This is a genomic window from bacterium (assembly GCA_009926305.1).
GTDB lineage: Bacteria > Bdellovibrionota_C > UBA2361 > UBA2361 > RFPC01 > RFPC01.
The window spans coordinates 1-20129 of record RFPC01000028.1; the positions used below are offsets into that span (position 1 = coordinate 1).

Here is a 20129-nt window from a genome sequence, read left to right on the forward strand (position 1 = left end):
TTTCTGAGGTCGTAGCAACACAGATTGGTTCTTTAAGAGCAGATAAGCGAAAAGAACAATCGCTACTAACTTCCCGAGATATTCGTTCGCTGACGGATACAAATAATATGAGCTAGCAAACATCAGTGTTGTAAGAACACCAAGACAAAGGGGCAAAGGACAAGCTGATATTCGAAGAAAAAGAAATATGGCAGGAACAAGAAGAAAGAAGTCATGTAGCCAAAGATATTGTGAAAAAACCGTTGAGAGCACAAGCAGTAGAGAAATTCGATCTATTTCAGGCATTTGACATTGAAGCGAGATAAAAATTACGAGCAATACTACGAATACCATAAACCAGATGTCCAAATGAGGAATAGGGAGAAGCGATAAAAGTGAATATGATTGTAAAGAGGAAGCAAGATCAGCGTGACTCTGATAGATTGCAGGAAGGGTTTCGTAAAAGTTCATGAAAACGCTAGAATTGATGAGGTAGCAGATTAAAATCTGCGCCATACTACCCAAAAGCACTCCTTGTATCCAAAGAGTCTCCTTTCTCTTCAAGTCGTATAATGATAATCCCAAAAGAGGAACAATCGCGAAGTGTGGCTTTACGAGAGCAATACTCGCTAATACACCAGCCGAAAGCATCTTCTCCTTCTTTCTAAACTCGTACACAAAAAGCCAAAGTAAAACAAGAAGTATAGATAGCTGACCGTAGACAATTGTTCGTATCGTAGGTGGCAATACGAAAATAATACATAAGACCCAGATAGCTGAATCTCTCTTGATGAAAATCTCATTAAGCTTATGTGCAATAACCAACACAGAGAGAATCAGGAGAGAAATCCATCCATAGCATGCCAGCATAAAGTTAAAGGGAACAAAAAATATCAGGAATGGAAGAAAGTTCGGGGGATAGGGAAAAGGAAAGGAAAACGCTCCTGTGCCCATCTCTCGCCCCATGATTCGAAGCTGCGCGGTATAACTGCATACATCATACGGATCCTGCCCACTCCAGAACAATTTAGCAGCAGCTAAGAAGAAGTGAAAATCAAATCCAAGGAAGAGTCCTCCATAAAGAGGTGCTTCTGATATTGCAAGATGTTGAAACGTACACGGCTCCATCATCGTTAGATTAGGAGAATTGCGTGGATTCGCAACCAATAAAGTGAAAATCCCTCAAATCGCAGAATACAAGACGCGGGTCCCTTGCTCTCGAGATATTTTATCCGATGGAGACTGCTCTGATCACCCTATAACTCGCAAAACAAGAGCCCTATTTTACTTTACTCTTTTTTCTGCCTTGGATAGCCTCTCAGGCTATGAAGATTTATGAGTTCTTAAAAGACAATGGGATTTCATACAAACGATTCGACCATCCTGCCGTATACACCTGTAAAGAAGCCAATAGCCTCATCCCAAACTTACCCGGTGCAAAAACAAAGAACCTTTTTATACGAGATAGGAAAGGCCTTAACCATTTCTTGTTAGTAGTTGCTGATTACAAATCCGTTGACCTGAAGGCGCTAGCAGACATATTGGGGGTGTCAAAACTAAGTCTGGCATCGGCAGAGCGCTTAAAAAATTATCTTCAGATAGAGCCTGGTGCAGTTTCTCTCCTAAGCATCATTAATGACGAGGAGAAAACTGTCCAAGTAATTATCGACCGCGACGTCTGGCTACAAGAGGCATTGCAGTGTCATCCGCTCGTAAATACGAGCACACTGGTTATTCCGAAGATAGACGTTGAGAGATTCCTAACAAGCACTCAACACAACACGCAGATATTAGATTTGCCTCAATTAGGCTGACGATGACAGTTTGTACCTCTACTTTAGTTTTTTGTGACAACCTCGAATAATAGTACGCCTAGCAGCAAATACACCGTCGCTAATCCTATTAACAAAGAAAGCCATCCACCAACACTCAGAAGACCTCCGGCGGTAAAGATAACAAGGCTAATTTCAATGACCGCAAAGAAAAGCGGAAAGAGAAGGGGTAAAAAAATGAGGGGAAACAGAATCTGACGGTGCTGATGTTCTAGTATCAAACCAGTTAGGAAAGATCCAAGAGCGGAATATCCTACCGTAACGAGGCCCAAAAGCAGTATCAATGATTGCCAATGTTCTGATAAAGAAACATCAAGCAAGGCTGCTAACAAGACTGCGGAAAATAGAGTGTTTCCAAATAAGAGCCCTGTTATAAATATTACCTTCGAGAGATAAAAAGATGTCGGTGAAATACCAAAAACAAAACATCCTGAAAGCATTTTTGCCTCTCGATCGCTCTCAAATACTCGAAGAAAACTCATCGAGCCCGTAAGTATAAAGATACTCCACAATATTGGATGATAAAGTTCTCGGCGAAGCTCTTGATCATGAACGAGCGCGCCGATTCCCAATGCAAAGAAAACTACGAGAAGCACACTAACCGTCAAAAGCGGAAAGAGTTGCGCTCCAGAACGAAGTTCAAGCTGAAGATCTTTTTTGAATAATGCAAATGAATGTCTCATGAACTCCCTGTGCCATATGATGCCACTTGCTCGCTCTTTCGTGCGCACAAAGGCAAGTGAGTAGGTGAGAGCAACGAGAAGAACTCCTGCTCATGAGAGGCAATACAAACACACCCTGATGAATTCCGCTGTCGGTAGCGCACTAAACATTCAGAGAGCATCTGACGTCCGTCCTCATCTAAACCATCGAGCGGCTCATCAAGGAGGAGCAAATCTGCATCTCTTCCAAACGCGGCCGTTAGGCCGAGTCGCACTTTCCATCCCTTCGAAAGCCCACTTACTTTGTGGGAATAAAACCGCTGAAGATCAAACAAATGGCTATACTCCTCAAGTACTGAGCTATTCCAGGACAAACCACGATAGAATGCTAAGTGTTCACTTACGGTAAGATCGGAGAACTGAAAAAAGCCTGGCTCATACAGTGCGCGGCTTTTCCCCTCTTCTATGAAAACACTCCCCTGATCCGCTGACAGCGCACCGGCTAAAAGCCGAAGAAGAGTCGTTTTCCCACTACCGTTATCTCCCGTTATGAGCAACGCACCCCCCGGATCAAGCTCGAATGAAGGGCAGTGAAGCACTAGCTGGTCATTGAAATATTTTTTAATCTCTGTAACTACTAATTTCACTCTTCGTCACACTCTCTATTTCGCTCTTTCCTTTTTCATAGCTCTCTTGAGAAATCTTTCCAGTATGATATTCGAATTCAATCTCCTCTAGGAGTGCCTTTCGTCGAGCATCCTGCGATAGGTCCATTCTTTGCTGAGATGACAGGTCTTCGCTCATGACCGAGCGTAACCAGGGCACTGAGATATAAGTGACACAAACAAAAACGAGCAGAAGTGATAAAGTAGTTTCTACGGAGATACTCATTCAGGAGCTCCATTTTTGACAACCGAAGGAACTCCCGCCGTTCCTATCAGTAGAATACTTCCAAGAGCCATGATGCAAACACCAATCCAAAGCCATGCCTGTAGGGGATTGATATACACCTTAAAAGTGCCTTTTGTCCGAGAATCATCTAAACCAGCCAACACCAGATATAAATCCTCACGCAACCCCTTGCGGAGCGCTATTTCAGTCGTCGTCTCGCTATTTTTCCTGTAAAAGCGTAGTTCTGGATATAACGTTGTGATTGGTTGCTCATCTTGTCGATCACGCACACTAATATTCGCATATAGCGCCTGATAGTTATTCGTATTTCGAATATCCAGCTTATCAAGGGCGAGCAAGTATCTACCAATCGTTACCGACTCGCCCACAGAAAGGGCGAACTCTCTTTCAACTTTGTGCGCCATTGAAGCAGTAATACCTATCGACGCTATGACAACTCCTACGTGGACGAATAGCCCCGCATATCGACGCTGATGGCGTTTCCAAATATGGGCCATCCCATTGACTGCAGAACGGTCTCCATCACTTCGTGCATGCACTTTGAAGGTTCTATAGACCTCCATGAAGATAGTAAGTCCCACAAATAAACAAAGCGCATATGACGTTACTGCCCAAAAGCTACTTATTCCTACCCATAAAAGGGCCAAGCCTCCAGCCAGTCCGAATATCAGTGGAGCGAGAAAGTGCTTCCTGAGGGCTGATAGCGATGCTTTTCTCCATGCTATGAGTGGGCCAACTCCCATAAGAAAAAGCATAAGAAGGAAAAGTGGGACATTAATGGCATTGAAGAAAGGAATTCCCACTGCCTGCTTCTCGCCAGTCAGGGCCTCGGAGAAAACTGGAAACATTACTCCCCAAAAAGTACCAAATAGAATGCTCAGAAAAACAAGATTATTCATCAAGAAAGCCGTCTCTCGAGAGAAGATACTTTCGATTTTTCTCGGAGAGCGTAATGCATCTCGCCGAAGATAGGTAAGCACAACACAACCGACAAAGATAAAGATCAGATATGCTAAAAATACGCCTCCAACATCTGTTGAAGCAAATGCATGAACACTCTGTACGATACCAGAGCGTGTTAAAAAGGTTCCGAAGACCGTTAACAAATAGGAAAGCACGATCAGCCATACGTTCCACATCTTGAGCATCTCTTTCCGCTCTTGCACCATTACCGAGTGAAGAAATGCTGTCGCGGTAAGCCACGGCATAAAGGAGGCATTTTCTACTGGGTCCCACGCCCAAAACCCTCCCCAACCTAACTCGATATATGCCCAGTAGCCTCCCAGACAGATTCCAAGAGTCAGAAATGTCCATGCCGTTAGAGTCCATCGACGAGTGATCCGAATCCACTCGAATCCTGTCTCACCGGAAATCAAAGCTCCCATACAAAACGCATAGGGAATAGCAAGTGTTGTAAATCCCAGGTAAAGAAGTGGCGGATGGATTGCCATATATGGATTCTGCAAAAGAGGATTCAGTCCGTTCCCATCAGGTGGAATGAAGGGAGCCTGAATAAAGCGAAACGGGTTCGTAACAAGAAAAACTATCGTCAAAAAGAAAAAGAGCGAAAGATGAAGAGCAAACAACGCCCACGGTGCAATTCGCTGCGGCACCCGATAGAAGCGATATGTTACGAGCCCACAACTCACCGCATGAAAAAAGCACCAGAGTAACATCGATCCATCCATCCCTCCCCATATTGCAGAGACTCGATATAAAGAGGGCATGTCTCGATTAGAAAATTGCCAAACATACTGATTTGAAAAATCAGATGTAAAGAATCCATATGCGAGTGCCAGTAAGGAAATAGTTGTAGTGAGGCTTACTATTCTTAAAGAACGAAGGGAGGCATGCGTAGGATTCGGATGTGGCAGAGCTCCTCGCAAAATAGGATAGCCACCCTTAATGGCAAATCCCATTCCTGCGATTGTGGCTCCCCAAGCCAAAGCGAGAGACGCATTACCAAAGAGGTTCATGTGCCTCCTTGAAGCTGCGCTATGCTTTCACTTTGAGTCGCTCGTTCTTGTGTCAATATCGACTCTGCTCTGATATCGAGGGAAGTCGGTTTCTTTTGAGAGCTCGTTGGCGCTGGAGGCTCATATTTCGATGGACACTGGGTCATAAGACTTTCAGCCCTAACGATAGCCCCATCGAACTCTCCATCGATGATTACAGAACGTCCCGGAGCAAACATATCCGGCATAAGTTTATTGTATTGAACTGGAACGGTTTCTTCCCGCTCACCCTCTGGATCCTGAATATGAAAAGAGAGTTGAATATGTGGTTCCGTTTGATACTCAAGCTCATGAGGTGCCACTTTCCCCACAATCCGTATTCTCTTCACAGCCTCAGAATGATTAGCAAGTTCAGATGGCGTAAAAACTCTTGAAGTAGATGTTTGCATCGCCTGAACAATGAGAATAGCTCCAAGGCCAGCAAACAAAATGATGAGACTGATAAAAACTCGATTCACCGCTCTCTTTTCTCCAAACAAAAAAGCTATTCTTCGATATGATACGAAATAGTGGCACGGAAACATACCGTTGGACGACCGCTAGCGGCGAAAATATCGAAAATATCTCTCATCTCTAGAGAAAAAGGACGATTAAAAAGACCGGGGTGCCGCCAGACCGAGCAACCGCTTTGCAGAAGCCACCTTACGACTAATATGCCCATGGAACCACTTCTCACTCAGCCATTCAGCCGGCTCAACTGGAACACCCTGCACTCGAAGCTCAAACAACGCACCTCGCTCACAACCAAGTGCACCGCGGCCTGCAACCCCAAGCATATCACCACCCTCAACAGCATCACCTGGTTTGACAGCCACCTCTTCAACGCTCCCGTATAACGAAAACAAACCGAGTCCGTGATCAATGCCAATAACCGTGCCATACGTTCCCAACTCTTCAATAAAAGAGATAATCCCTGCACTTGCAGCTACTATTTCAGGCTTATCTCCGCGGGGTCGATAAAAATAACCGCTATGCCATAGCTCGCCGACCAGCGAGCTCCCAGTAACGAATGAAAGCTTTTGTTGATGCGCATGGCGCACCGTGCCGCTCTGTCGCTGAAAAGCTTTCATACCGAAAGAAATTGGCGCGCTCTCTCGAGTCAGCTCAGCAAGATGGGCAGAATCAAACATCCGCAACTGTTCGCTCACAAGGCGAAACTGACTTGAGCTCTTCTGCAACTGATCATCAGAAAGCGCCGCTATTCTTTCAATCTCGGCATCACCAACCGCCTCTCTCAGTATAGTTTCAGACGAAAAAAAGATGTCTGATACTTGACCACGAAGACAGAGAGCTGAGAGTGGTACTTGCTGCGATGAAACTCTGGCAGCCGACTCTTTTGAATAGAATTCTTCATTGGTTATGTTTCCGGCTTGATCCTTTGCCTGCGCTACGAGGGAATAGCGTTGTCCTGCATCACCATGGAAAGGCACCGCATATATAACCGCAAAGAGGTCAGAGCTAGCAAAGACAGGATCAAGGTGTCGCGCAGGATATCCTTTGAAAAAATACCGCCCAACCTTCACCCCGGACTCGACCAAATTCTCGTCCTTGGCTCGATACACCAAGAGCTGAGCACCACCCACTCGCGCATTGTGCTGAGTCGTGACAACCTGTAACTCTGGCGATTGATAATCGACCATGAGATTCAATTCAAGCTCACCTCGATTACTCCAAAGACTCCGATCAAAGGCGCGAACAGATATGCGCAGTTCTCCCTCTCGAAACTTTCCATCGATTCCATCAAGGGGAATCTGAATTTCTCGAGTAGCAGCACCTTCCAAAGACTCCCGCTTCAACTCACTCTCAATTCCATATTGAGAAGCTCTTACGACGAATGCATCAATACCAGCGCCAGAATCCTGTATTTGAAGGGTAAGCACCGCTCCTTCACGCCCAATACCATCTGGCACATACACTGGTTCGATCAGGGGAGGTTGCTTTTCAAGAAAGCCGATTACATCTTTTCCATAGAGCAGAGCTCCAATTCCAGAGGCGAAAAGAAAAACAAGGAGTAACAGCGGACGCACAATACCTCCTATCTCTGTACTTAATTTTTTCATTGGAGAGTTACTCATGAAAAATCAATATCTCCATCAATATCTTCAATCCGCTCGGAGAAGAATAGCTCTATCTTTTCCTTCATACGACTCTCGATCTGCCGTATTCGCTCTCGACTAATCCCGAGTTCATCCGATAACTCCTGAAGAGTCGCACGTTCCTCACTTAAAAGCCGTTTTTCAAGAATAACTCGCTCTCGCTCTTTTAACGTCTCAGCGAACTCATGAAATCCTTTCTTGATAAATTCAGCTCGCTGTTTTTGCTCAACTAACTGCTCACTCGAGGGACCCTCACTGGCTAGTATACCGAGCAGCGTGCCCGCACTTCCATCATCATCATCATTTCCTAACGGGGCATCAACGCTTAAATCTGGAGACCCCAGCCGTTGCTCCATTTCAATGACTTCACTTTCTTTCACCTCTAACTTTTCGGCGAGTAATTTCGGTCGTGGGGCGATTCCCATCCGCTCCAGCTTCTCCTTTTCCTTATGCAGATTAAAGAAGAGCTTTCTCTGCGCCTGAGTTGTTCCCAGCTTTACGATTCGCAAGTTCGCCAACATGTAGCGAATAATGTATGCTTTTACCCACCATACGGCGTACGATGGGAATCGCACACCCCTATAGGGATCAAAATTCTTTACTGCCTCCATCAGTCCGATATTTCCTTCCTGAATTAAATCAAGCAAGTTTCGAGCTGTTCGTTCGTAGTCTTTTGCCAGCTTAACGACAAGCCACAGGTTACTCGATACAAGAGCGTACGCTGCCTCCAGGTCGCGGTCATTGCGGTAACGCAGCGCCAGCTCCTTCTCCTCCTCGCGACTCAGTTTTGGATAACGGCGAATCTCACGTAAATATGCCGTGAGGGAATCGTAAGGGACAACACTCGTAGACCGAACAGAGGGGAGGTTTTTGCCCTTTGCGCCTCCATGGTCAGAAGCAGCAGAATCCTCGACTCGCGCCTTCTCTGTTTTGTCTTTAATCTGCTTTTTCCCCATTTTCGAAGAAGATTCTCCCCCACAAGAGCCTATGCCCTTTCAACGATGACAAATTCTGGCACTGAAAACACCTCTTAAGAGCTGTTTTTCCTCATTTTTTTCAAATCTGTCAGTATTTGTCACCAAGAGAGGCTGATCTCAGTAAAGTTCTTACGAAATCTGGCCGATTCCCCATACGGCAGACACACGAGTCGGAGCGCGCTATATAGCGGTTCATCTGCCCTCTCCGTCTCCTTGCCCCGAATTAAGTGCATTTCCTGACTCTGGCTGGATGTACATGACAGCGTGCAGGGCTCTTTTGAAAAGGTAAGTTCATGACATCTCGGGTCGGAGAGCTCCTCGTAAAGACGGGTGTTCTCTCAGAGGAACAATTTCAAAAAGCCGAAGAGGCGCGATCTGCTGGTGGCGGTGGATTTATCGGCTCGTACCTCGTCAAACTCGGATTTTTATCAGAACAAGACATCGCTGAAGTCATCAGCGAACAGTATGACGTTCCGATTATTGAGCTCGATGAATACTCCATTCAAGATGAGCTCCTGCAACTCATTCCTCAAAACTTAGCGGTGAAGCATGGACTCATCCCAATTGTGCAAAGCGGTTCAAGCCTGACCGTTGCGATGATTGATCCGTCAAATCTTACGGCCCTCAATGATATCAAATTCATCACCGGGCTTGATATTCAAGTCGTGCTCTCCAAGGAAAGCGAACTCAAAGCAAAACAAGAAAAGCTTTTTGAACAAGCCGTAGAGTACGATTCGATTCTTGGTGACTATGAAGAACAGGATGTTGAGGTTATTGGTCCATCATCCGAACCTGATATTAGCGAACTAGAAAAAGCAACCGAAGATGCTCCAGTCGTAAAGCTCGTGAATGCAGTCCTCACTGATGCAATTAAACGTGGAGCGTCAGATATTCATGTTGAGCCATACGAAAAGAAATTTCGAGTTCGATTCCGTATTGATGGTGTTCTCTATGAGATCATGAAACCACCCCTTAAACTCAAAAATGCTCTTACCTCGCGGGTGAAGATCATGGCAGATCTCGATATTGCAGAGAGGCGACTGCCTCAAGATGGTCGAATCAAACTCAAACTCGGCAACAATCGAGAAATGGACTACCGCGTGAACGTTCTTCCAACTCTCTTCGGTGAAAAGGTGGTTCTTCGCCTTCTTGATAAGTCTAACCTGCAACTTGATATGACGAAACTTGGCTTCGATACGCGTCAACTTGAAGAATTCCAAGAATCTATTGCAAAGCCATTTGGAATGGTGCTTGTTACCGGACCAACCGGCTCTGGAAAAACAACTACCCTGTACTCCGCGTTAGCAGAATTAAACAAGGCAACAACGAACATCAGTACTGCTGAAGACCCCGTGGAATTCAACTTGGGCGGCATTAATCAAGCACAAATGCATGACGATATCGGATTCAATTTTGCTGCTGCACTTCGTGCATTCTTACGACAAGATCCAGATGTCATTATGGTCGGAGAAATTCGAGATTACGAGACAGCCGAAATTGCTATTAAAGCTTCGCTTACTGGACACCTTGTCCTTTCAACACTTCACACAAACGATGCGCCATCAACAGTTGGACGCCTATTAAACATGGGAGTGGAGCCTTTCCTTGTTGCCTCATCAATTAACTGCATAATCGCTCAGCGTCTTGCTCGCCGCGTATGCGAAAACTGCAAAGAGGTACTTCAAATCAATCCAGAGATTCTTGTCAGCATTGGAATTCCTGCCAACGAAGCTGCTCATCTGGAAGTCTTTGAGGGTAAAGGCTGTGATACCTGCTCAGGAACTGGCTACAAGGGACGAATCGCACTCTATGAAATTATGAGCATGTCAGAAGAGCTAAAAGAGTTTGTCTTAAATGGAGCTTCTACTACTGAATTGAAACGCGAAGCAATACGAAGAGGAATGATAACATTACGGAGCGCTGGAGTCAGGCAGTTAAAGGCAGGAGTTACCACCGTAGAGGAAGTTCTCAGAGTAACCGCTGCTGATGATTAAAAAGGAATAAAAGAATCTCCACTTCCGTCGGAGAAAAACCGCCGGCGCAAGTTACAAGTACTGATGTGAAAAGTGGCCGTATTCCACTTTATACAATAAAAGAGGGGTAATCATGCCGATATTTGTTTATGAAGGAACAAGCCCTGAAGGCAAGCGGGTGAAGGGTGAGATGGAAGCAAGAAACGTCCAAGCCGTCTTTAATGCCCTGAAGAATAAAAACATAACTCCAAAAGCAAAGAAAATTAGAGAGAAAGGGAAAGGGCTCGAGCGCGAGATCACGATTCCAGGTATGGGGCCAAAGATTAGCTCGAAAGATGTAGTAATTTTTACCCGACAGTTCGCGACCATGGTTGATGCCGGACTGCCACTTGTTCAAGCCCTGGAGATTCTCGCACGCAACAATGAAAAGAAAGTCTTTTCCGATGTCCTCGGCGGAGTTCGTGAATATGTCGAAGCAGGAGGAACTCTCGCTGATGCTCTCGCGCAATATCCGAAAAACTTCGACGCACTGTATGTAAATATGGTAACCGCAGGTGAGAGCGGCGGAATTCTAGATATTATTCTTGAACGACTTGCACAACAAATTGAGAAATCAATGAAGCTGAAACGTGACGTAAAAACGGCGATGATTTATCCGTCAGTTGTTATCTCTGCGGCTGTTGTTGTTACCTCTATTCTTCTCATATTTGTAATTCCAACTTTTGGTGAGCTCTTTTCTGACTTCGGCGCGGCTCTCCCTCTTCCCACTCAGATCGTGATCAATATATCGGACTTTGTCGTTGCTTACTGGTATCTTATTTTTGGGTCAATGCTTGGAGGAATATTCATGTTCTTCCGATTTCTCAGCACTGAGCGTGGAAAAGATGTTTTACATCCCATCTTCCTAAAACTCCCTGTATTTGGGGATATTCTGAAAAAAGTAGCTGTCGCTCGATTCACGAGGACCCTTGGCACAATGATCAGTTCCGGAGTTCCCATTCTTGATGCACTTGCAATCTGTGCAAAAACATCGGGGAATCGCGTTGTAGAACGAGATGTACAGCGCAGTCGAATTGCAATCTCTGAAGGCAAAAGCATCGTAGAACCGCTTAACGAATCTGTAGTATTCCCACCAATGGTAATTTCAATGATTGGAGTAGGGGAATCAACTGGTGCTCTTGATGCGATGCTCCAAAAAATAGCAGATTTTTATGAGGATGAAGTAGATAATGCCGTAAATGCGATGAAACAACTGATTGAGCCATTGATGATTCTTTTTCTAGGACTACTCATTGGAGCACTCGTTGTTTCTATGTATCTTCCAATCTTCAAAATGGGCTCTATCGTTGGAACATAGTGATGACGGAAAATAGAAATATAAGAACGAGCCCGCAAGAAAAGGAGCCGGCAAACTCTGAACCCAGGGAGCATGACTCGATGGCACTCCCTCCAGAGATTGCAGCCACATCGCTAATTGCCATACGAACAGCGATGGTCTCCATCGGACTTTTATCCTCAACTGTGGCGGCATTTTTCTTTGATTCAGGGCTAGGCACAGGGTCACAGTGGATCTTCTCGGGATTCGCTTTTCTCTTTTTTGTAAATGGAATTCTCGCTCTCTGGTCACGATACAAAAAAACAACGACTTCTTTTTTAACACTCCAGATTAGTTTTGATTACGTCATTGTTCTCTCAATCTTAGTATTGAGTGGCGGTCCAAATAGCACCTTCGTCTTTCTCTTCATTCCCTTTCAGTTGATTGCTGGAATTTTTCTCTCAACCAATCGCTCCCTTATTCTTTCGGTTCTTGCTAGCGCTGGATATGGGGCACTCTGTTTAGCCTATTCTAGCGTTGGAATTCTCGAATTCCTTCCAGAGGGAATTGCCACAAATGGACGACTTTTTCTGCAGTGGTTTGGGGTATCTGCTTCATTGTTTGTAATACATCGTGCAACTTTCCGCATAAAAAAGACCGTCTTACAGAGCCTGAAGGGCGCACACCTTTCACGAGAAGCAGCAGAGTCAATTGCCGCAGATTATCGTAGGCTCGTCGAAGGACTTCCAGAGGCAGTGATAGCCGTCAGTAGCAACGGGATTATTGAAGCGGTTAACCGTTCAGCACTGGAGCTTTTCGGGGTTCATCAAAGAGATATTATCCATCAACAGATCGATTGCTTCTCGAAACATCTTGAAGAGGCATTTGGAATTACCAAAAAACTTGAGGATTTTAATGCGTGGGATGAGATAACACTTCAGGGACAAGATGATATAAAAAAGCAACGGCGCGTAATTTTTCATCGAAGCACCACAGAACCTTCCGTATCCGAGTCACCTGTAACGTTTTATCTTTTTAGGGACATCTCAGCCCTTCGCTCTGTTGAAGAACAACTTGCTCTCCAGGAGCAAATGGCGCGCGCCCTATCTGAGGAGACCAAGTATAATCGCAGCATTCCACCATCGATTAAACTCGCAGGATTTGTCGGGGAGAGCCCATCCATGCTCGAGCTTTTTCGACTAATTGAGCGAGTCTCGCCCACTGATTCTACCGTACTCGTATCCGGAGAGTCTGGAACAGGAAAAGAACTGGTAGCAAAGGCCATACACCTCCAGAGCACGCGCTCACAATTGCCGTTCATACCGATTAACTGCGGAGCAATTCCAGAACAACTCCTGGAAAGTGAGTTATTTGGACATCGTAAGGGTTCATTTACCGGCGCAATTGCTGACCATCCAGGAATATTTCAGCAAGCAAGCGGGGGAACCGTATTCCTGGATGAAATCGGCGAAATGCCGCTCTCGATGCAAGCGAAGCTCTTGCGTACAATACAAGAAAAAACTGTTCGTTCAGTTGGCGCAAAAGAAACAGTGGAAGTTGACGTGCGAATCATTGCCGCAACCAATAAAAACCTTCAGGTTGAAGTAAGAAAGGGAACGTTCCGAGAGGATCTTTTTTATCGCTTGAACGTGATCGCATTAGCGCTACCGCCACTTCGAGAACGCTCAACCGACATACCACTCCTCATTCAGTCAATTTTAAAGCGACGAGCGAAAGGAGATACGTTACCAGCGATTGCTCCTAAGGCGCTACAACTCCTCACAGAGTATGAATATCCAGGAAATGTCCGTGAGCTCGAGAACATAATTGAACGAGCGCTAGTGCTTGGAGGCGAAGCAATACTACCCGAACATTTACCAGATAGCGTCCATCAATCCCAGGGGCAGATCTCTCGAATAGGGACAGAGACAGAAATTATCATTCGAGAAGATATTACTCTACCAATCAATCTTGACGCGCTTCTCTGGGAAATTGAACAGAAGTATCTTTTACGCGCCCTAGAAGAGACAGATGGGGTAAAAACTCAGGCAGCAGAATTACTCGGAATCAACTTTCGATCATTTCGATACCGCATGAAAAAACTTGAGTCTGTGAACAACTAGACTCCAAAAGCCAATTGCTCACTTCTCCCATCCATCCACTCTCGTCCTCATTCGTCCGCTTTTGAACATGGGGTCTTCTGTACCGCTACTCCTGCATGTACCAGCTCATTGAAACTCGGTTCATTGAAACCCGACTGTCAGCCATCAAAGACCTTGAACATATCCCAAATGAGCACCAAGGAAAGACCCTGCCATCCATCCCTGAGTAGCAAAAATACTTAGCTAATTCAGTATTCTAGGAGGGCAAAAAGTGTCACTGTGCCGTTTTTTGTCCACGTGTTCATGACCAGCGTACGGCACATTTCCAGCTAACGGACTGAAAACAATGCGATTTACACTTTTGAACCTTTGGCACTCCATTTGCTTCGGTAAGGACGGTTGTGTCTCGGTACCTCGAGAGTGATTTCACAGTTCACCCTGTGAGCAAAGTTGTAGAAGAGGTTCTCGAGTTTGATGTTAATAGAAACATGTTAGGGAAGAGTCAGATGAAAGAAGAAAACGGTTTTACACTTATTGAATTGCTCGTAGTAATTGCAATTATTGGAATACTCGCAGCTATCGCTATTCCTCAGTTCGCAGAGTACCGTGCACGCGGATTCGACGCTCGGGCACGAAGCGATCTCAGAAATGTTGCAACTGCACAGGAAGCATACTTTGTTGATAACGAAGTGTATGTAGACTGTGACCAAACGACTTGTCCAGGTCTTCTACCTGGTCTTGCATCAGTTTCTTCTGGGGTAACTCTCACAATCACGGTCGCGGGCACTTCATTCACTGGGACGTCAACTCACGCTAGTGGAACTGGAGTAACGTGTAACTGGGATAGCACGGCTGGTGGATTCCAGGGCTGCTCATAAGCAACTAACTCTTGTTGCTTAAAGAGAAGCAAACAAAGCGGGTTCACCTGACTAAAGGCGAGCCCGCTTTCTTTTTTGTTCTTCGCCTATAACTTTCCTCTTCCCTATTTCTCTCCAATTCTCCTGATTATCGGACTCCCCACCATACTTCATCATTCAATACTCCATTTTTAGCCTTTTACATTGAACGCTGAAGCGTTTATCCTTCCTTTGGAAATTGCTGTCGGATACAAAGGAAAATCCATTGAACAAGGAATCAAAAGACTTTCTTTATAAGCTTCTTAAAACGCCATCCCCTACAGGATTTGAAGTGCCGGTCCAAAGGATAGTAAGAAAACGGATGGAGCAATATGCGGATACGATTGAAACCGATCTCCACGGTAATGTTATTGTAGGCATTAACACAAAAGCGAAACGGCGAGTAATGCTGGCGGGCCACTGCGATCAGATCGGATTTATGGTTCGCTATATCGATAATAATGGCTTTTTATTTGTTGACCCTTTGGGAGGAATTGATGCGACGGTTGTCCCTGGAACACGAGTTACCCTTCACACGAGTAAAGGTCCGATACATGGAATTTTTGGAAGAAAGCCAATCCACCTCCAAAGCCAAGAGGAGCGAACCCGCCCAAAGTTCCAACTTAAAGACATGTGGATTGATATCGGGGCAAAAAGTGAAAAGGAAGCGAATCGGCTCGTGGAAATTGGAACACCAGCGACCTACACCCTCGACACTCTCGAACTAAAAAATGACTTTATCTCTGGACCTGGACTTGATGACAAAGTGGGTCTTTTTATCGTTATGGAGGCGCTTAGGCTGTGCGCTCGCTCTAAACTCTCAGTTGCTCTCTATGCGGTCAGTACTGTTCAAGAAGAAGTTGGGCTTCGGGGAGCAACGACATCTGCCTACGGAATTGATCCAGATATAGGGATAGCCGTCGATGTAACGTTCTCTTCGGATAATCCCGGGGCAAGTCCGACAAAGTCTTCACCCTGTATCCTTGGAAAAGGCCCTGGCATTTATAGTGGCCCCAATATCAACCCGAAGGTGGAAGAGCTGCTGAAGAAGTCCGCCAAAGCAAAGCGTATTCCATATCAAAATTTGCCATCATCTCGACTTCTTGGAAACGATGCTCGTGCTATGCAAGCGACGAAAGCAGGAGTTGCCGCAGGATGCCTCGGAATTCCAAACCGATACATGCATACACCAGTTGAAGTTTGTCATCTGAAAGACCTGGAGAATTCAGCAAAGCTGCTCGCTGAATTCACAAAAAGTCTTACTGAACGGACGCCACTAACGCCTCGATAGTCAGGGCTACCTCGAGATTCAGGGCCACCTCGAGATTCAGGGCTGCACCTTAAGCAACCGTAGCTGTCGGAAAAATCTTACGAATGAGTGCTGAACGGCGTAGATTCGCCTCTGACTCTATAAGTCCATATCGCTCGACATAGTACTCAGATAATGCGTGAAGAACTTCCTGAGACACCTCTGTGGATGAGTCATACACGAAGGGACTCTGTCCCCAACGATTGCGTTGCCGCGCAATCTCCTTGAACTCCTTGCCCTTAGGAAACCAGCTCTTCACTTCGACGCCAGACTCCTCCTCTAAAAGAGCAAGCATTGAATGTAAATACACTGTCAGAGACTCTGCATACACACCGACATGCCGAAGAAGATCGTAAGAAGATGGGCTCATTGGCCTTCCGAACATTGCTTCTTCATAGCCACTTCTCATGGCCAGTTGAATGAGCTCCAGTAGGGATTTCTGATCGCAATCAAGAGGAAGCATTCTCGATAATGAGCTCTCTCGAAATGAAGTCAGATGCACAAGGGGCTTCCCACTCAATCCAGTAGACAACCCAGCGTGAAACAAAACTTCTGACTCAGCAACGGCTAAAAATGCAGAAAGAGAAGAGTCTTTCGAGGGAGAATTCATCAAAAAAGTTTTTATCATGTCACTGAGCGCTCCTGTACTTACAGCAGCACCAATCTTTGCGCCCGTGAGACATCCGTTCTTCAGTATACCAGACAACCGCTCTTGATTGACTCTATGATGCAAAGCCGCACAACGAGCAAGGTGTTGAATCATATACACCTTATCATTCAACGAAGAACTTTTTATGGGAGCCTTATTTGCGAGTCGAACAACCTTGAAGGCGTAGCCATCATAAATATCGTTTAATTCACTTTGTGGAACAAAGGGCCTGTCTTCACCGCCCTTTAACGCCTCGCCCTCTCCGTAGAGATCTTCTGAGGAAGGAATCGCAGCATTTTCACGAGAAAGAACGGGAGTTATGGAAACAGGCGCCTTCAAGCCCTCTGCTTGCTCCTCTGTCTCTGCATGTAATTGATCTGAACAACCCATAGAACAACCCATAAAACCGTACGGTACTGTTATGGGAAGAACAGACGATAGTGTTCTTTATAAAGTGCTAGTTCACTGATATTACGGAGAAAAAACCTTGATCCTCCAGAAGCTTATGAAGTAAGTGGCACTGATTGTCCCTGACGATTAACGGCTACCATTACGACTTCCGCTGCTGTGACCTTTTGTTCCGTAATAGAATCCTCTCCTCGCAACGCAATCACTTCTACTCGTATCGTAACTGAGGTTCTTCCCACCTTCGTAGTTTCTGTATAAAAACTAACCAGATCTCCCACAAAAACGGGAGCAATGAACTCCACTTCTCGCATTACCTTTGTGACGAATTTCTTCGGAGCATTGCGACGTGCCTCTATACCAGCAGCTTGGTCAATCAGGCTTAGGATATGGCCACCAAAGATACTTCCGAGATGATTCGTATCACGAGGCATCATCACCATTCGAATCGCTGGTTCAACATACTTCTTACTCATAATACTTCTCTCTAATGTCCCTGGGCGGAGCTAACAAATTAAAAACAAAGCTCGGTCAGCATAACTTCAAACTTGGCACCAGAAAAGGCATACACCCCTTTCCTGTTAGATCAGAACTCAGACATGGGGAAAAGTCGAATATCAACCGAATTTTCAATGCTTTTCCATGACTCATCATACCGCTTCCAGCGCATAAAGAGTATAATAATGAATAGCCTCATGCTTTATTCTGTTTCTGAAAGTGAGAGAATTAAATGATTCTGCCTGGATTTCGACTCGCCCTAGCTCTCCTTCGAATCCCACGGCTCTTTATCTCACTTCTTCTGTTTCCACTCATTTTAAGCTTGATGCTGATGACAGCTCAGCTCATCGGCACTACGATCATTCTCTCTCAAATCACTCGGACTCCCGAAGATATGCAAAAGCATGTCAAAACACTGCAAGAGAATAGCTTTCTTAGGAAACTGGTCTACGGTTCAGGAGCTCGACTCGCCGCAATTGAAGTGTGTCGATGGCAGGGATTTTCAGATGAACATGGAGCGGTTTTTGAATTGCCCCCACAAACCAATACCTGCATGCCGGATCGTCTTGATGTCGCGCTCCATGTTAAAAATCCAGATGAAATTGATGTCACACAATATGTTGAGCTTTTTAATGGCAACTTTGAGCGACTCCATATTTGTCAGCAGGATTGCAAACCTGATATTGTGCTTCATCCAGAGGAGCGCCCTCCTCGCGTGAATATCTATAGTCTCATCGGCCTGCTTCTCGTTAATCAGCTCTCGTTTGACTCGCCCATCGAACAAGAAGCACTGATGGTATTTGAAAAGCGCTATGAATTCTTTCGCTTATTAGGAACCCAGTTCTTCATGGCGCGCGGATACGAAGATCCCGTGCAACTCAGCAATATCTCATTTGAAGTCTCACTCCTGGTCAGTATCTCAAGTATAATCATTATAGGACTGTGGCTAGCGGTAAAAGCACATCGCAAAGTCCTTGATTACTTCGCGAAAAGTGGAGCACTTTTTCCGATGGTGGCTGCCCTGGGAAAAAGTGAATTCTACTCCGCGATTTGGATTGTTACTTTACTTCGAGTGCTTACCTTCTTGCTCGCTACCATTCCACCAACATACTTTTTATTTAGCTCAGTAGGGGAATCTGAACAGTGGGGTGGCATATTCCAGAAAGATATTGGGCATATGATACTTTGGATAGCAGCACTGACCAGCACTTTTAGCTTGGCAGCGCTCGTCTCTTCGCTTGCCGATCTTAAGCATCGTGTTTATGTATTTTCATTTGCTTACCGCTTTATCCCCTTGATGCTCGCTGCTCTTGGAGGTGCATTCTGGCTATTCTCTTTCTTCTTTGGAGAATCGGGGATTATACTCCGACACATTATCGCGTCCCTTCCGATAGTCAGTATTATTCCAATTATCATTGCACCCATCTTTCAGCCACCACTCGACATCATCGCCGTGAATACACTTTTAACTCTTATACTCATCACTGCACTGCTACGATCGAACACTCGGTGGTTTGCCGCACATCTGGAGGCGCTCTAGATGGAATATCGGAATCCACTCACCATTGAAGCTGAGAACTTATGTGTCAGCTACGAGAGGACACTTGCCCTTCGTATTCACGAATTACAAGTGAGAGGGAATATCATCGGGATTATTGGGCATAATGGCGCTGGCAAATCGACCTTCATCAAAGCAATTCTGGAGCTCATTCCAGCAGATAGCGGGAGATTGCTCGCACAAAAAGGACCGAATGCAACACGGCTCGTTCCAGACAGAGATATGGCATTTTGTCCTGAGACCGGAGCCGTCTTTAGTGATATCACCGTGAAGGAATACCTAAAATTATGGTGCCGACTAAAAGCAGGTTCTCCCCACTATCTCTTCAAAGAAGGACAATCCATTCTTGAGATCCTAGAGCTCGAAGAGCTTCTTCATAAGAAGGGAAGAGAGCTTTCCAAGGGGCAAAGACAAAGGGTTCAGACTGCCGCTGGCTTCTTCTCTCAGCCGAGGCTTTTTCTCTTTGATGAACCTTTCGATGGTCTCGATATCCAGCGAACCCATGAACTCATAGAGCTTATCAGAAGCTATGGAAGTAAGATGTCGTTCATTATCTCCTCACATCGTATGGATGTGATGGAGCTACTCGCCGACGAAATGATTGTTCTCGAAGACGGTACCGTAAGAACCACAGGCTCTCCTAAGAGGATCAGCCAAGATCTTTGCCCTCATTTTCTCCGGATCAGCGGCGTCCCAGATTACGAACGGGCCTATGAAGCACTTCAAATAGCCCTGCCACACTGCTTTCTGAGGCGCTCAGGTGACACCATTCGAATTGCTTCGTCACAGATGGTCAAAGATACCGTCCTCAAGACACTCCAAAAGAACTCCGATTACGAGATACCTATCGTCGAGGGAGAGCCCACCCTGACTGACGCTATGAGCCTCTACCTGAGGAAGATCAAGGAAGAAAAAGACGGCATGCAAGAAGATAAGGGCATGAGCTACTGA

The 20129-nt window shown here is 45.5% G+C and carries 18 protein-coding genes; 8 read left to right on the forward strand and 10 right to left on the reverse strand.

All coding sequences use genetic code 11. The annotated features are described in order from the left end of the window. Positions 1–1146 (reverse strand): DUF2029 domain-containing protein (locus EBR25_06240; GenBank protein NBW40594.1); only part of this gene is annotated, 1146 nt, incomplete at its 3' end. Between the two features lie 158 nt (positions 1147–1304). On the opposite strand from EBR25_06240, the gene EBR25_06245 reads away from it, so the two are divergent. Next, positions 1305–1793: a prolyl-tRNA synthetase associated domain-containing protein gene (locus EBR25_06245; protein ID NBW40595.1), complete on the forward strand. Its 489-nt coding sequence runs from the start codon at positions 1305–1307 to the stop codon at positions 1791–1793. 23 nt (positions 1794–1816) lie between these two features. Here the strand turns inward: EBR25_06245 and EBR25_06250 are convergent, their stop codons facing one another. The 7 genes from EBR25_06250 to EBR25_06280 form a co-directional block, all read right to left on the reverse strand. After that, positions 1817–2494 carry a hypothetical protein gene (locus EBR25_06250; protein NBW40596.1) on the reverse strand — a complete coding sequence of 226 codons (678 nt, stop codon included), beginning with the start codon at positions 2492–2494 and terminating at the stop codon, positions 1817–1819. Then, positions 2491–3120, reverse strand: a complete 630-nt coding sequence (locus EBR25_06255) for an ATP-binding cassette domain-containing protein (protein NBW40597.1) — start codon at positions 3118–3120, stop codon at positions 2491–2493. Before EBR25_06255 ends, EBR25_06250 begins: the two co-directional genes overlap by 4 nt. After that, positions 3095–3364 carry a hypothetical protein gene (locus tag EBR25_06260; GenBank protein ID NBW40598.1) on the reverse strand — a complete coding sequence of 90 codons (270 nt, stop codon included), beginning with the start codon at positions 3362–3364 and terminating at the stop codon, positions 3095–3097. Before EBR25_06260 ends, EBR25_06255 begins: the two co-directional genes overlap by 26 nt. Then, a complete protein-coding gene (locus EBR25_06265; GenBank protein NBW40599.1) occupies positions 3361–5361 on the reverse strand; it encodes a heme lyase CcmF/NrfE family subunit in 2001 nt (666 codons plus the stop codon). The genes EBR25_06260 and EBR25_06265 overlap by 4 nt, the downstream gene beginning before the upstream one ends. Beyond that, the gene (locus EBR25_06270; protein ID NBW40600.1) at positions 5358–5924 is read right to left on the reverse strand and encodes a cytochrome c maturation protein CcmE; all 567 of its coding nucleotides are present in this window, start codon (positions 5922–5924) and stop codon (positions 5358–5360) included. The genes EBR25_06265 and EBR25_06270 overlap by 4 nt, the downstream gene beginning before the upstream one ends. A 66-nt stretch (positions 5925–5990) precedes the next feature. Beyond that, positions 5991–7475, reverse strand: coding sequence for a M23 family metallopeptidase (locus tag EBR25_06275; protein ID NBW40601.1), 1485 nt, complete (start codon positions 7473–7475; stop codon positions 5991–5993). Then, positions 7472–8452, reverse strand: coding sequence for a sigma-70 family RNA polymerase sigma factor (locus EBR25_06280; GenBank protein ID NBW40602.1), 981 nt, complete (start codon positions 8450–8452; stop codon positions 7472–7474). Before EBR25_06280 ends, EBR25_06275 begins: the two co-directional genes overlap by 4 nt. A gap of 314 nt (positions 8453–8766) precedes the next feature. Here EBR25_06280 and pilB point away from each other — a divergent pair, with 314 nt between their 5' ends. From pilB to EBR25_06305, 5 genes are all read left to right on the forward strand, one after another. After that, a complete protein-coding gene (gene pilB / locus EBR25_06285; protein ID NBW40603.1) occupies positions 8767–10467 on the forward strand; it encodes a type IV-A pilus assembly ATPase PilB in 1701 nt (566 codons plus the stop codon). Positions 10468–10579: 112 nt separating this feature from the next. Further along, positions 10580–11803, forward strand: coding sequence for a type II secretion system F family protein (locus tag EBR25_06290; protein NBW40604.1), 1224 nt, complete (start codon positions 10580–10582; stop codon positions 11801–11803). A gap of 2 nt (positions 11804–11805) precedes the next feature. Next, the gene (locus tag EBR25_06295; protein ID NBW40605.1) at positions 11806–13884 is read left to right on the forward strand and encodes a PAS domain-containing protein; all 2079 of its coding nucleotides are present in this window, start codon (positions 11806–11808) and stop codon (positions 13882–13884) included. Between the two features lie 467 nt (positions 13885–14351). After that, positions 14352–14741: a prepilin-type N-terminal cleavage/methylation domain-containing protein gene (locus EBR25_06300; GenBank protein ID NBW40606.1), complete on the forward strand. Its 390-nt coding sequence runs from the start codon at positions 14352–14354 to the stop codon at positions 14739–14741. 244 nt (positions 14742–14985) lie between these two features. Beyond that, on the forward strand, positions 14986–16050 hold the full coding sequence (locus tag EBR25_06305) for a M42 family peptidase (protein ID NBW40607.1): 1065 nt from the start codon (positions 14986–14988) through the stop codon (positions 16048–16050). Between the two features lie 49 nt (positions 16051–16099). Here EBR25_06305 and EBR25_06310 read toward each other — a convergent pair whose 3' ends face one another. Both EBR25_06310 and EBR25_06315 read right to left on the reverse strand, forming a co-directional pair. Next, complete coding sequence (locus tag EBR25_06310) at positions 16100–17107, reverse strand: hypothetical protein (GenBank protein NBW40608.1); 1008 nt, start codon at positions 17105–17107, stop codon at positions 16100–16102. Positions 17108–17220: 113 nt separating this feature from the next. Next, positions 17221–17598 carry an acyl-CoA thioesterase gene (locus EBR25_06315; protein ID NBW40609.1) on the reverse strand — a complete coding sequence of 126 codons (378 nt, stop codon included), beginning with the start codon at positions 17596–17598 and terminating at the stop codon, positions 17221–17223. A 254-nt stretch (positions 17599–17852) separates the two neighbouring features. Between EBR25_06315 and EBR25_06320 the strand changes: the two genes are divergently transcribed. Continuing rightward, on the forward strand, positions 17853–19160 hold the full coding sequence (locus EBR25_06320; GenBank protein NBW40610.1) for a hypothetical protein: 1308 nt from the start codon (positions 17853–17855) through the stop codon (positions 19158–19160). Beyond that, positions 19161–20129 (forward strand): ABC transporter ATP-binding protein, encoded by a 969-nt coding sequence (locus EBR25_06325; GenBank protein NBW40611.1) that lies wholly within the window; start codon positions 19161–19163, stop codon positions 20127–20129.